The organism is Streptomyces sp. NPDC006335 (assembly GCF_040612795.1).
GTDB lineage: Bacteria > Actinomycetota > Actinomycetes > Streptomycetales > Streptomycetaceae > Streptomyces.
The window spans coordinates 16289-29134 of sequence record NZ_JBEXQX010000003.1 but is presented as its reverse complement, the minus strand read 5'-3'; the positions used below and the strand labels follow the sequence as shown (position 1 = coordinate 29134).

Annotated in this window: 12 protein-coding genes; 3 read left to right on the top strand and 9 right to left on the bottom strand. The window is 72.6% G+C overall.

Annotation, left to right across the window (positions count from 1 at the left end):
• Positions 1-46: 46 nt before the first annotated feature.
• The 3 genes from ABZ098_RS10970 to ABZ098_RS10960 form a co-directional block, all read right to left on the bottom strand.
• A complete protein-coding gene (locus ABZ098_RS10970; protein ID WP_356589460.1) occupies positions 47-373 on the bottom strand; it encodes a nucleotide pyrophosphohydrolase in 327 nt (108 codons plus the stop codon).
• Positions 370-1566: an ATP-binding protein gene (locus ABZ098_RS10965; protein WP_356589458.1), complete on the bottom strand. Its 1197-nt coding sequence runs from the start codon at positions 1564-1566 to the stop codon at positions 370-372. Before ABZ098_RS10965 ends, ABZ098_RS10970 begins: the two co-directional genes overlap by 4 nt.
• Positions 1567-1647: 81 nt before the next feature.
• Positions 1648-2037, bottom strand: a complete 390-nt coding sequence (locus ABZ098_RS10960; protein ID WP_356589456.1) for a cell division protein SepF — start codon at positions 2035-2037, stop codon at positions 1648-1650.
• A gap of 268 nt (positions 2038-2305) precedes the next feature.
• On the opposite strand from ABZ098_RS10960, the gene ABZ098_RS10955 reads away from it, so the two are divergent.
• On the top strand, positions 2306-3976 hold the full coding sequence (locus ABZ098_RS10955; protein WP_356590486.1) for a hypothetical protein: 1671 nt from the start codon (positions 2306-2308) through the stop codon (positions 3974-3976).
• Here the strand turns inward: ABZ098_RS10955 and ABZ098_RS10950 are convergent.
• Positions 3957-4472, bottom strand: coding sequence for a YceI family protein (locus ABZ098_RS10950; RefSeq protein ID WP_356589454.1), 516 nt, complete (start codon positions 4470-4472; stop codon positions 3957-3959). The genes ABZ098_RS10955 and ABZ098_RS10950 overlap by 20 nt on opposite strands.
• A gap of 82 nt (positions 4473-4554) precedes the next feature.
• Between ABZ098_RS10950 and ABZ098_RS10945 the strand changes: the two genes are divergently transcribed.
• Positions 4555-5034 carry a MarR family transcriptional regulator gene (locus tag ABZ098_RS10945; protein ID WP_356589452.1) on the top strand — a complete coding sequence of 160 codons (480 nt, stop codon included), beginning with the start codon at positions 4555-4557 and terminating at the stop codon, positions 5032-5034.
• A gap of 116 nt (positions 5035-5150) precedes the next feature.
• Here the strand turns inward: ABZ098_RS10945 and ABZ098_RS10940 are convergent, their stop codons facing one another.
• From ABZ098_RS10940 to ABZ098_RS10920, 5 genes are all read right to left on the bottom strand, one after another.
• A complete protein-coding gene (locus ABZ098_RS10940; RefSeq protein ID WP_356589450.1) occupies positions 5151-5735 on the bottom strand; it encodes a sigma-70 family RNA polymerase sigma factor in 585 nt (194 codons plus the stop codon).
• A gap of 173 nt (positions 5736-5908) precedes the next feature.
• Positions 5909-6550 (bottom strand): hypothetical protein, encoded by a 642-nt coding sequence (locus tag ABZ098_RS10935; RefSeq protein WP_356589448.1) that lies wholly within the window; start codon positions 6548-6550, stop codon positions 5909-5911.
• A 66-nt stretch (positions 6551-6616) separates the two neighbouring features.
• Positions 6617-7321, bottom strand: a complete 705-nt coding sequence (locus ABZ098_RS10930) for a YcnI family protein (RefSeq protein WP_356589446.1) — start codon at positions 7319-7321, stop codon at positions 6617-6619.
• A gap of 41 nt (positions 7322-7362) precedes the next feature.
• Positions 7363-7938, bottom strand: coding sequence for a hypothetical protein (locus ABZ098_RS10925; RefSeq protein WP_356589444.1), 576 nt, complete (start codon positions 7936-7938; stop codon positions 7363-7365).
• Between the two features lie 48 nt (positions 7939-7986).
• The gene (locus ABZ098_RS10920) at positions 7987-12228 is read right to left on the bottom strand and encodes a molybdopterin-dependent oxidoreductase (protein WP_356589442.1); all 4242 of its coding nucleotides are present in this window, start codon (positions 12226-12228) and stop codon (positions 7987-7989) included.
• A 171-nt stretch (positions 12229-12399) separates the two neighbouring features.
• Between ABZ098_RS10920 and ABZ098_RS10915 the strand changes: the two genes are divergently transcribed.
• The gene (locus ABZ098_RS10915; protein ID WP_356589440.1) at positions 12400-12846 is read left to right on the top strand and encodes a Fur family transcriptional regulator; all 447 of its coding nucleotides are present in this window, start codon (positions 12400-12402) and stop codon (positions 12844-12846) included.

Here is a 12846-nt window from a genome sequence, read left to right as displayed (position 1 = left end):
GGAGCCAATTTTCATCACGCAGAGTGAAAGTGGACTGAATCCGTCCTCACGGTGCCGGGAACCGCCGCTCGTTGCGGTCGATCTTGGCGTCCAGCGCGGCCAGCGGATCGACACCGAGGACCGAGCACAGCTGGAGCAGATACGCGAGTACGTCGGCGATCTCGTCCGTGACGCGGTGCGCGGTATCGGGGTCCTCCATGACCCGCTGCGACTCCTCCGGGGTCAACCACTGGAAGATCTCGACCAGTTCGGAGGCCTCCACGCTGAGCGCGGCGACGAGGTTCTTGGGGGTGTGGTAGGGCTGCCAGTCGCGCGCCGCCGCGAAGTCGGCCAGTCGGCGCTGGAGTCTGGCCACGTCGAGAGGTTCTGTCACGGCTCCAGGTGTACCACCGTGACCCCGTCCGTCCCGGCGGCCCACGAGGCGTCGCTGACCGCGCCGACGAGCCGGATGTGTCCGCGGTCGCACATCCGCACGGCCAGCCGCAGCAGTTCGGTCCGCTGCCGCGGATCCAGGCCGCGGTCGAGGTTGTCGGCGAGCACGGTGAGCGTCTGCATCGCCGCGGGCACCTCGCCGGCCGGGTCGACCTCCAGCACCCCGGGCCCGGTCAGCAGCACCGTCGCGAGGGCGAGGTACCTCAACTCGCCGTCGCCCAGCCGCCCGAGCTCCGTCCGGCTGCCGTCCCCGCGGTCGAGCAGGGCCCGGACCGTCCCGGCGGGCACGGCTTCGGCGAGCACGTCGGCGACCGGTCCCGCGCATCCGGCGCGCACCGCGGCGACGAGCTGCGCGTGCCGTCGGCCGCACTCCGCGCGGGTGCGCCACAGGACGTCGGCGAGGTTGTCGCAGCCGCCGAGCAGCCGTCCGGAGCCGGTCGGCACGGGCAGGCGCATGCGTCCGGGCCGTGGGTCGCAGCCGAAGACGGAGCGCAGGGCGACGACCATCTGCTCGCCGGCGGCGAGGACGCGCCGCTGTCCGTCGGTCTTGCCTGCCACGCGCAACGGCAGGAGAGCGGTGCCGAGCCGGTCGTCCGGGAGCGGAGCACGGGTGACCGGGGCACTGCCGGCGGTGTGCCAGGCGGCCTGCACGGCCCGGCGGGAGGGGTCGCGCAGGGCGGTCTCCAGCAGGACGAGCCCGCCGGACGTCAACCGCTCCCCCACGATGCGCAGTTCGGGCTCGGCCTGGACGGCGACATCGAGCCGGACCGGACCCTCGGGCCCGTCCGCCGTGCAGCCGATCCGGAAACCGCGGCGGCGCTGCGCGTCGGGGCGGGCCCGGTCGGGGACACAGGCGGCGGGCCGGGGGAACGCCTCACCGAGGCTCGCGCCGCCACCGAGCCGCGCGAGTGACTCGTACGCCCTGAACGCGCTCGTCTTGCCGCTCCCGCTGGGTCCGGCGAACAGAGTCAGTGGCCCGAGCGGCAGTCCGGCCCGCCGGTGCCCGGCGTACGCGGAGAGCCGCAGCTCGGTGAGGCAGGGCCGGTCGGGCCGGCCCCCACCCCCCGGCGAGAACTCCGTGAGCGGAGGAGCCGACTGAGCCGGCACGACGGAGGAGTCGGGGGACGCGCGCATATCCGGACCGTAGGGCTCCGCCGCCGGGCGAACCGTTCCTCCCCGGCGGCCTTCCTACGAACGAGCGAACCTCCCCCGGTCTCAGACCCCAGGCATCCCCGCGCTCTCCATCAGGCCGGTCACCTCGGTCCCGGCCGGGGTGAGCAGGAACACGTTCCGGTCCACCCGGTGCATCCCGCTGGCCAGCCCGAACACGACACCCGTACTGAAGTCGAGGACCCGCTTGGCGACCTCCGTCTCCGCGCTGGTGAGGTCGAGCAGGACCGGGATGCCCGCCATCAGGGTCTCGGCGACCTCGCGGGCGTCCGCGAAGACGTTGATCCGCAGGACCACGAAACGGCGCCGGGCCTCGGTCTCGGCCTCCGGCATGGACCGGTGGTCGACCGCGGACGGCCACGCGTCCCGTCCCCGCAACGGAACGACCTGGGCGAGCCCCTCCCACTGTTCATCGGTGACGTCGTACCTGTTCACCGGCTCCCCCCGCTCCGACTCGCCTTCATTGCCTGCACCGGCCAATTCTTACGCCAAGTCACCCGTTCGGCCCAACAGCGACACGGTCCGCGACCGTCACGGCGGTCACATCACCCCGACCTCAGCCGCGGACGAAAGGGTCTTACCCCCCTCACACCGGACTCTTGGCCTCCGACGGAGGGCCCTTCACCAGGCCCGATTAGCGTCCGGTGCCGTGCTCCTGGCAGATACCCGACTGTCGGCGCCCGGCCGACCGACCCAGCCGGCGGTGCCCACCGCCCCGGAAACCCCCACGCAGTGGCATCGCGTCCTGACGCTGCTCGCCGACGTCAGCCTCTTCATCGGCACGCGCGAGGTGTGGACCCAGGCGGCCACCCACCGGCCCGCCGTGGCCGCGGTCATCTCGGTCTGCTACGCCTCGATCCTCGTCTGCGGGGTCCTGGCCCTGGTGGTGCGCGGCCGGCGGTCCCTCGCGCGCGTGGACCTGTGCGTGCTGGTCACGGGTCTGACGCTCGCCGTGTGCGCGTTCGTCCTGTTCCACCGCGGCTCCGACGAGTCCGTCCTCACCGCCCAGGCGGCCCGCGACCTGGTCGCCGGGCACGGCATCTACGGCCGTCCCTGGCCCTGGCTCTTCGGCGGCGACGGCATCGCGCTCACCCCGACCGTGACGGGCGGCTACGACTACACGTACGGCTACCCCCCGCTCGCCCCGCTGCTGACCGCCCCGCTGCTCTGGCTCGGCCACGGGGGCCTGCCGGCCATAGCGATGAGCACGGGCGCGCTGCTGATCGGCACGGTCGTGCTGTGGTGGCTGCTGCCGGTGCCCTGGCGGTCGGCGGCGACCATGACGTGCCTCGGCTTCTCGATGATCACGATGTACGGCCGTCTCGGCTACCCGGCGATCCTGGCGTTGGCGCTGCTGGTGCCGGTGGTGGTGCGCTGGCCCCGGATCGGCCGGGGCGGGCGGCTGGGTCCGGCCGGGCTCGCGCAGGCGGCCTGTCTGGGCGCGGCGTGCGCGGCGCAGCAACTGCCGTGGTTCCTCGCGCCGTTCCTGCTCGCCGGGATCTACGCGGTGCGGCGCGGGGAGCTGGGCGGGCGTGAGGCGGGCCGGGTGGTGCTCAGGCTCGCCGGGGTCGCCGCCACCGTATGGCTGTTGATCAACACGTACTTCGTCGTGAGCCAGCCGGTCGCCTGGCTGAAGGGGATCGCGCTGCCGCTCATCCAGGGGGCGGTGCTGCACGGCCAGGGTCTGGTGGGGGTGTCGCTGTACCTGACCGACGGCAGCGACCGGCTCGACTGGTACGGGTACGCGAGTCTGCTGCTGCTCGCCGGGCTGCTGGCGCTGTTCGTGCTCTTCGTGCGCCGCCTCGGTCCGGCGGCGACCGTGCTGCCGTGGCTGGCGTTCTGGCTGGCGACCCGTTCTCAGGACGGGTACTACCTGATGATGACCCCGCTGTGGCTGGCGGCGGCGGTCACCGCGCCCGCGTCCGAGTTCGCGGCGGCCTGGCAGCCGTTCGCACGCCGGCTCACCGGCCCGCACCGGCGTCCGGCGCGGATCGCCGCGGCCGTCCTGCTGCTGAGCCCGGCGCTCGCGAGCGCGGCGCTGGCGGCCACCGGCTCGCCGCCCCTGCGCATGGAGGTCACCTCGGTGCGACACGACGCGCGCACGCTCTCCCGTCTGACCCTGCGGGTCACCAACACGGACGACGACGCCCTCACCCCCCACTTCACCCTCACCCGGGGCCAGGGCATGTACCCGTACTTCTCGGTGCTGCGGGGTCCGGCCACGCTGCCCGCCCACGCGACGGCGACCTACGAACTGCGGCCGCCCGAGGGGACGTACGCCCTCCCGACGGCGGGTCAGCGGGTCCGGCTCCGGGTGTTCACGTCCTCGCCGCAGACGCTGTCGAGCACCTACGTCACGCTGCCGACCGCTTGAAGCGGAGCGTGGCGGTGACCGTGGTCAGGCCGCGGATCATGCCGAGCTGGTTCCAGCCGAGGCCGAACTGGTCGCGGTCCACCGAGAACTCGGCGTGCAGCGTGAGCGCGTCCGCGCTCGCGTCGGCGAGCCGGGCGGTGAAGGACTGGGGGCGGCTGATGCCGCGCGCGGTGAGCTGGCCGATCACGTGCACCTGGTCGCCGTCGCGCAGTTCGGCGCTGCGCACCGCGAAGGTGATCTCGGGGTGGTTCTCGACGTCGAAGAAGTCGGACCCGCGCAGGTGTGCGTCGCGCTTGGCGTTCTTGGTGTCGAGGGAGGCGGCGTCGAGGGTCACGGTGCCGACGGCGGACCCGTCGGCCCGCACCTCGCCCTGACCGTCCACGGTGGTGAAGGCGCCCTTCACGGTGACCAGGCCCCACATCGTCCTGTGCTTGAGCGCGACGGTGGTGGCGGTCCGGTCGAGCTGCCAGGTCCCGGTTTCGACGGCGACGGTCATGATCCCTCACTCCTGTAGTCCAAATTTGGATGACAGCACGCTAGCTCATACTCCAAATTTGAACAACAGCTACACTCGAAGCATGGCCGATCCGTCCGAATGTCCCGCCACGTCCGGTGGACTCCTGCCCCCTGAGCTGCACGCATGGATGCTGATGCTGGCCGCGACGGGAGCCGTCGAGCAGGAGCTGCGCTCCGTCGTCAAGGAACGGCTGGACGTCTCGCACGACGAGTTCCTGGTCCTGTGCCTGCTCGCCGCGGACCCCGGCCAGGCCGTGCGCATGACCCGGATCGCCGAGCTCCTGGGCCGCCCGAAGACCCGCCTCACCTACCAGATCGCCTGCCTCCAGCACGCCGGTCTGGTCACCCGCAAGTCGGTCTGCGGCGACAAGCGGGGCATCGAGGTCGCCCTCACCGAGAAGGCCCGCGGGCTGCTCAAGGAGGCCTCCGAGGCACTCGCCGAGACGGTCAAGGAGGCCCTCGGGCGCTTCATGGGCCCCGCCCAGCGCCAGGCGATGTGCGCGCTGATGCCGGACATCACCGCGGAGACGACGGCGGAGTAGTCGGGCGGGGCAGCGGCGGGCCAGTACCTCCGGAACACCGGGTGACCGAGCCCCCCCCCGGGGGCGCGGGGAATCGCGCGAGCGGCCGCGACGAGAGCCGCGGCCGCCCACGAACCTCAGACCGCCAGTTCCATCAGCGCCGCCCTGGCGCGTGCCACCCGGGACCGGACCGTCCCCACCGGACACCCACTCACCACCGCCGCCTCCTGGTACGACAGCCCCAGCATCTGCGTGAGCACGAACGCCTCCCGCCGCTCCTCGGACAACGCCCCCAGCAGATCCAGCAGCGCTATCCCGTCGTCGAACCCGGGCACGCCCCGGGGCTGGGCCCGCTCCACCGCGTCCTGCCAGTCCGCACCGTCGTACCGGCGGGGCCGAGCCGCGGCGTGCCGGAAGCCGTCGATCACCGCGCGGCGGGCGATGGACAGCAGCCAGGCCCGCGCCGAGGACCGCCCCTCGAACCGGTGCAGGCTGCCGAGCGCCCGCAGAAACGTGTCCTGGGCCAGGTCGTCCACGGCCTGGGGGTCGGCGCAGAGGTAGGAGACATAGCGTAGGACGTCAGGGTGCAGCGCGCGTACGAACTGGTCGACGGCCTCGCTGTCACCGGCGCGGGCGGCGAGTGCCCAGGCGGTGGCGGAGGCGTCTGCGGACTCCCGTCGGGCGCGGAGGTCGGCCGGGGCGGGCAGGGCGGAAGTGATCACCAGGTGTCCTTCTCGGGTCAGCCGTGATCCGGATCGCCGCCTGTGCGCGCGGGGGCGCGGGGCGGTCCGGCGAGGAGATACGGCCGTACGGCGCCGACGTGGATGTGGACACGGGCGTGCTCGTACGGCCGATGACCGGGCCGCGCAGGGGCGGCCCGGTGCACTGGCTGTCGTCAGGCGACAGCGATCCCCTGCGGCGGACCGCGATGGCTGATCGCGTGGACGAGAAGCAGAAGCCGCGGCGCCCGCTGCGAACGGGGCCGGCGCACCCGCAGACGCGGGCGGTGCGGGGTGGCGGGCAGGGCGAGCAGCAGCCGCAGCGGGGCGACCAGCCGCGCCGCGACAGCCCGCAGGATGCGGAACGCGGCCCGCTCGCCGTACGCCAGCCACAGGCCGGTGAGGAGCGCGGCGAGCAGATGGGCGGCGTACATCCCGAACGGCACGAGGAAGGAGAGGGCGCCCACACCCGACGAGGTCCCCATGGGTGCCGTATCGAGGGAGTCCATGCCACTCATGTGCATGGACTCCATGTGCATTCCGCCCATGTCCTGCGCCGCCGCTGTGGGCTGTGCGAGGGAGAACGCCGAGTGGAGGGCCGTCTGGGCTCCGACCACGACGGCCACGATCAGCGGCAGCCCGCGTTCACGGCCGGCCAGACACCAGCCCGCGCACCCGGTCACGACCAGGCCCGCGGCCAGTGTCCAGCCCGGCACGTCGGCGCCGGACATGAGGACGTGGCCCAGGGCGGCGAGCAGCACGCAGACGGCCGCGAACACCGCGGCCCTGACTGTGCGTGCGCACCACCCTGCTGTCATGGCGCCTCATCCTCCCATCCGCGCACCGGTCTTCACCCGTGGGTACGGAAATCCGCGGGTTCCCCCTCAGCGCGTACGGCGGCTCCGTACGACGGCGAGGGCACCGGCCGCAAGCCCCAGGACGCCCACGACCAGACCGGCGACGCCGAGTCCGCGGGCGGTGGAGTCGCTCGCGGAGGCCTCGGGGGTGGCCGTCGACGTCTTCGCGGCGGCGGACGAGCTGCCGCCGGCCGGGGTCAGTTTCAGGACCGGCGCCGGGTTCTCCGGCTCCTCGTCGCCCGGGGCGGTCTCCTCGATCCAGCGGACGACCTTCCCGTCGGAGTAGGTCTGGAGGGTCTTGAAGGGCAGCCGGGCGGTGTCGTCGGGCAGTTGGCCGAAGGCGACGTCGAAGTCCTCGTACTGGCCCGGGGCGATCCTCCCGCCGGTCCAGGTGATCTCGGAGACCGCGTCGGTGATCGTGCCGTCGTCCGTCTTGACCGGCGTCCTGAGCTTGGTGTCGGTGACCTTGGCGGTCCAGCCGTCGTGCGGGGAGACGAGCACGCCGAGCAGGGGGTGGTCGGTGGGCAGGAAGAGCTGGACCTTCGTGGTGCTCGCGGTGTCGCTCTCGTCGGGCACGCGGAAGGTCAGGGCGCCGTCGGTGGCGCCCTTGGCGTAGCTGTCGGGGTGGACGGTGACGTGCGCGGAGGCGACGCCCGCGGCGGTGAGGACGGCGGAGGCGGCGAGGACGGTGCCGAGGCCGGCGCGGCGCAGGGCAGTGCGTGTCGAGGACATGGGTGAGGGATCTCCGTACTGACAGAAAAGGGATGGAGGGGTCAGATCGGGTACGGGATCGTCGTGGGCGGTCCGCGCCGGTGGACCGTGTGGCGGAGCAGGAGGGGGCGGGGGGCACGCGGGGCGTCGGCGGGCGGGCGCACCGGGTCCGGGGCGACCGGACGGCCGTACCCCTGCCACCAGGCCGCGAGGCCGGGGACGAGGGCGACGGCCCGGCGCAGCAGCGACCACACAGCCGCCTCGCCGCGCCGTAGCCACCAGGTCAGCAGGAGGGCGGCCGACAGGTGGGCCGCGGTGGCGTGCGGAGTGAGGGCGTGGACGTTCGTGTGGGTCATGCGCATGCCGTGCATGACCATCACGGTGTGCGGACGCGCCGCGCCGAAGGCCAGATGCAGTCCGCCCTGGGAAGTGAGCGTCGCCCCGCCGATGGCTCCGAGTGACCGTTCCCGGCCGCCGAGCAGCCACCCGGCGACGAACACCGGCACGAAACCGGCGGTCTGCGTCCACACCGGCGGCGCCATGCCGGTCGCCAGGGTGTGTCCCCCGGCGGCCAGCAGCACGCAGAGCGCGGCGAACACCGCCGCGCGCAGGCTCCGGACCGCAGGGGACGCCCTCATGGCGACTGATACTCCCACGTGTGGTCCGGCCCCCACGCGGGGGTTCGGTCAGTAGATGTCCCGCACATAGCGCTTGTCGGTGGCGAGTTGTTTCACGTAAGCCGCCGCGCCCGCCTCGTCCAGGCCGCCGTGCAGCACCGCGATGTCCCGGAGCGCCTGGTCTACGTCCTTCGCCATGCGGGAGGCGTCGCCGCACACGTAGAAGTGGGCGCCGTCCTGGAGCCAGGACCACAGCAGCGGGCCGTGTTCGCGCATCCGGTCCTGGACGTAGACCTTGGCGCGCTGGTCGCGGGAGAAGGCGGTGTCCAGTCGGGCGAGGGTGCCGTCCGCGAGGAAGCCGGTCAGCTCGTCCTCGTAGTAGAAGTCGGTCGCCCTGTGCTGTTCGCCGAAGAACAGCCAGTTCGGGCCCCGGTGGCCGAGGGCCCGGCGCTGCTCCAGGAAGCCGATGAAGGGTGCCACGCCGGTGCCGGGGCCGACCATGACCATGGGTGTGGCGGAGTCGGTCGGCGGGCGGAAGTGCGGGGAGCGCTGGACGTGGACGGGCACCGGGGTGTCCGCGGCGGCGTCGGCCAGGAAGGGTGAGCAGACGCCCTGGCGGGGCCTGCCGTGCAGGTTCTCGTAGCGCACGACGGAGACGGTCAGCGAGACGAGGTGCGGGTCGGTCAGCGGGCTGGACGATATGGAGTACAGGCGCGGCTGGAGGCGTCCGAGGGTCTGCGCCCACTCCTGCGGGCGGGCCTGCACGGCGTACTCCGTGATCACGTCCACGGCCTGCCTGCCCCAGCCCCACTTGGCGAGCTCGTCCTTGTTGTCCGGACGCAGGAGCTTCTTCAACTCCCGTGGGTCCCGGGTGCGTTCGGCGACGAACCGGAGCAGGCCCGGGGTGATCCTGGTGATGTCGAGGTGGCGCAGGAACGCCTCGCCGAGCGCGACCTCGCCCACCCCGTTCAGGTCCACCGCGGCCCCGGCGTCCAGACCGGTGACCGCGAGCCACTCCTCGACCAGGTCGGCCGAGTTGAGCGGCCGGATGCCCAGGGCGTCGCCGGCCTCGTACAGCAGCGGCCTCTCGCCGTCCCGGGTGTCGAAGGTGAACCTGCGGACCTCCTTGCCGGCGCCGGGCAGGCTCAGCAGACGGTTGCCGGTGAGGCGGGCGAGGACGGGGGCGGTCTTCTTCGGACGGGGCGGGGTGACGGAGGGGGCCGGAGCGGTCGGCGGGGCGACGGAGGGAGCCGGCGCGATCGCCGAGGTGACGGAGGGTGCCGTAACGGTCGGCGAGGTGACGGAGGGAGCCGTGGCAGTCGCCTGGATCACGGCGGGAGCCGCCCCCTGCGCGCCGGGCGTCGGTGTGTCGGTCAGCGCCGTCAGCACCTGGTCCAGCCACCCGTGCGCCGCGTCCTCGAAGTCCGGCTCGCAGTCCGTGCGCGGGGCCAGCCGCAGTGCGCCCAGTTCGTCGAGGCGCTGGTCGAGTCGGCGACCGTGCCCGCAGAAGTCGTCGTACGACGAGTCGCCGAAGGCCAGGACCGCGTACCGGCGGCCCTCCAGGCGGGGGGTGCCGGGGTCGGCCAGGGTCTCCCAGAAACCGCTGCCGTTGTCCGGGGCGTCACCGTCGCCGAAGGTGCTGGTGATCAGCAACAGGTCGGCGCCGGGCGGCAGTTCGCCGAGGTCGGCCTCGTCCATGCCGAGCAGGGAGGCGGGGTGGCCGACCGTCTTGAGCCGCTCGGCGGTGGCGACCGCGAACTCCTCGGCGTTGCCGGTCTGCGAGGCCCACAGGATGACGACCTCACGACGTGACAGTGTGGCCGAAGGCTGTGTGGCCGCCGCCCGGGAGTACATCCCGGCGAGTGTGCCGTTCACCCACAGTGCGTGCTCGGGGCTGAAGGGCGCGTCGGGCGGCAGCACCGGCACCCCGGGCGCCCCGGCGGGGACCCCGGCGAGGAAGCCCACCAGGTACTGACGCTCCTGCGCGGTGAGGACGGGCGGCGGTGCGGGGTCGAGGCCGAAGACGGACGCGGCTGTGGAGGCGGAGGGTGCAGCCGCAGCGGCCTCCAGCGCGGCCGCCGGAAACGGGGCCGGAGCCACCGCGGCCGCCGGAGTCCGGACCGTCACCGGCGTGGGCACCCGCGTCAGCGACACCGCGCACACCTTGAACTCCGGCTGGAACGACAGCGGATCGACGGCGTCGCTCGTCACCGCGTTGACGCTCAGGTACTCCCCGAACAGGTCGTTCCAGTGGAAGGGCGCGAAGCAGCACCCCGGCCGCACCCGGTCCGTCACCACGGCCGGCAGCACGGCCCGCCCGCGCCGCGAGGCCACCTCGACGGAGTCACCGTCGACGACCCCCAGGGCGGACGCGTCCTGCGGATGCAGCTCCACGAAGGGCCCGGGGTTCAGCTTGTTGAGCTTCGCCACCTTCGCCGTCTTGGTCAGCGTGTGCCACTGGTGCTGGAGCCGCCCGGTGTTCAGGACGAACGGGTAGTCGTCGTCCGGCATCTCGGCCGGCGCGATGTGCGGCCGGGCGTGGAAGACACCGCGCCCGCTCGCCGTCGGGAACCTCAGCGAACCGTCCTGCGCCACGTACCGGATCGGGTTCCGGTCCGGCCCGTCCGCCGACGCCGCGGGCCACTGCACCGGCGTCTCGCGCAGCCGCTCGTACGAGACCCCGCGCAGGTCCCATCCCGTCTTCGGGTTCCAGGCCCGCTTGATCTCCTCGAAGACGTCCTCGGCACTGTCGTACGAGAACCCCTTCTCGTACCCCATCTCCCGGGCGACGGCGGCGATGATCCGCCAGTCGGCCATCGCCTCGCCGGGCGGGTCGGCCACCGCCGGGGTCAGCGTGAGGTTGCGCTCGCTGTTGACGAAGACGCCCTCGCCCTCCGTCCACAGCGCGCCCGGGAGCACGACGTCGGCGTACGCGTTGGTCTCGGTGTCGGCGAAGGCGTCCTGGGTGACGACGAACTCGGCGGCCTCCAGGCCCTCGATGACCGTGCGGCGATTGGCGACGGAGGCGACCGGGTTGGTGCAGATGATCCAGCAGGCCTTGATCTCGCCCTCGGCCATCTTCTGGAACATCTCGACCGTGCCCTTGCCGACGCCGTCGGCGCGCAGGGTGCCCGGGGGCAGCTCCCAGAGGTCCTCCATGAAGGCCCGCTCCTCGTCGACGAGGACGGACCGCTGGCCGGGCAGCCCGGGGCCCATGTAGCCCATCTCGCGGCCGCCCATGGCGTTGGGCTGGCCGGTGAGCGAGAAGGGCCCGCTGCCGGGGCGGCAGAGGGCGCCCGTGGCGAGGTGCAGGTTGACCAGGGCGTTGGTGTTCCAGGTGCCGTGGGTGGACTGGTTGAGCCCCATGGTCCACAGGCTCATCCACTCGCCGGCCGAGCCGATCAGCCGGGCCGCCTCCCGGATGTCCTCCTCGGCGAGGCCCGTCACGCCGGCCACCGCGGCGGGCGTGTAGTCGGCGAGGAACTCCGGCATCGCCTCCCAGCCCTCGGTGTGGGCGGCGATGAAGTCCGGGTCGGTGTCGCCGTTCTCGTGCAGCAGGTGGAGCAGGCCGTTGAGCAGCGCGAGGTCGGTGCCCGGCTCGATCTGGAGGAACAGGTCCGCCTTCGCGGCCGTGGCGGTGCGCCGCGGGTCGACGACGATCACCTTGGCGCCCGCCGACTTCACGCGCTCCATCATCCTGAGGAACAGGATGGGGTGGCAGTCGGCCATGTTGGAGCCGATGACGAAGAACAGGTCGGCCTTCTCGAAGTCCTGGTACGAGCCGGGCGGGCCGTCCGCCCCGAGCGAGAGCTTGTAGCCGGTGCCGGCGCTCGCCATGCACAGCCGGGAGTTCGACTCGATCTGGTTGGTGCGCAGGAATCCCTTGGCGAGCTTGTTCGCCAGGTACTGGGCCTCCAGGCTCATCTGCCCGGACACGTAGAGCGAGACCGCGTCGGGACCGTGCTCGTCGACGATCTCCCGCAGCCGCCGGGCCGTCTCGGTGATCGCCACGCCGACGGCTTCCGGCACCGGCTCCTCGCCCCGCTCGGGGCGCACCAGGGCCGTGGACAGCCGCCCCGGCGCCGCGAGCAGGTCGGCGGTGGTCGCGCCCTTGGTGCAGAGCTTGCCGAAGTTGGCGGGGTGCTCCTTGTCGCCGGACGCCTTCAGGACCGTACGCCGTCCGTCCGGGCCCGTTCCGATGTCGAGGACCAGGCCGCAGCCCACGCCGCAGTACGAGCAGACCGTCCGCACCACGGGCGCGCCTCCTGACCTCGGCCGATTCGATCTCCACCGACCGTACGAAACACCCATTACACAGATGTCTCCCGAGCCGTTCATCAGGGGTTACACCGCCCGCACACCTGACCGGGCAGTGTTGTGAGCGCCTTCACGCAGCGGAGAGGGCCCGGATCTGACGCGACACAGACTTGGAACGGTTCCATTTCTTGAACCATTCGTGTTTGTGGGGGTAGGTTGGTCCCCATGACCGCCCCCCAGCTTCCGAACACCGCCGCTGAGCTGCGCGGTGCCGGCCTGCGGGTGACGGCCGCGCGCGTCGCACTGCTCGAGACCGTCCGGGCCGGTGACCACCTCGCGGCCGACGCGATCGCCACGGGAGTGCGCGACCGTCTCGGCCACATATCCCTCCAGGCCGTGTACGAGGCCCTGCACTCGCTCACCGCGGTCGGCCTCGTGCGCCGCCTCGAGCCGCCCGGCAGCCCTGCACGGTTCGAGGGACGGGTCGGGGACAACCACCACCACCTGGTCTGCCGGTCGTGCGGGACCGTCGCCGACGTCGACTGTGCCGTCGGTCACGCGCCCTGCCTGACAGCTTCCGACGACCGCGGCTTCTCGATCGACGAGGCCGAGGTCATCTACTGGGGCCTGTGCCCCGCCTGTTCCGCCCAAAGGCTTACTTCAGCACCGTGA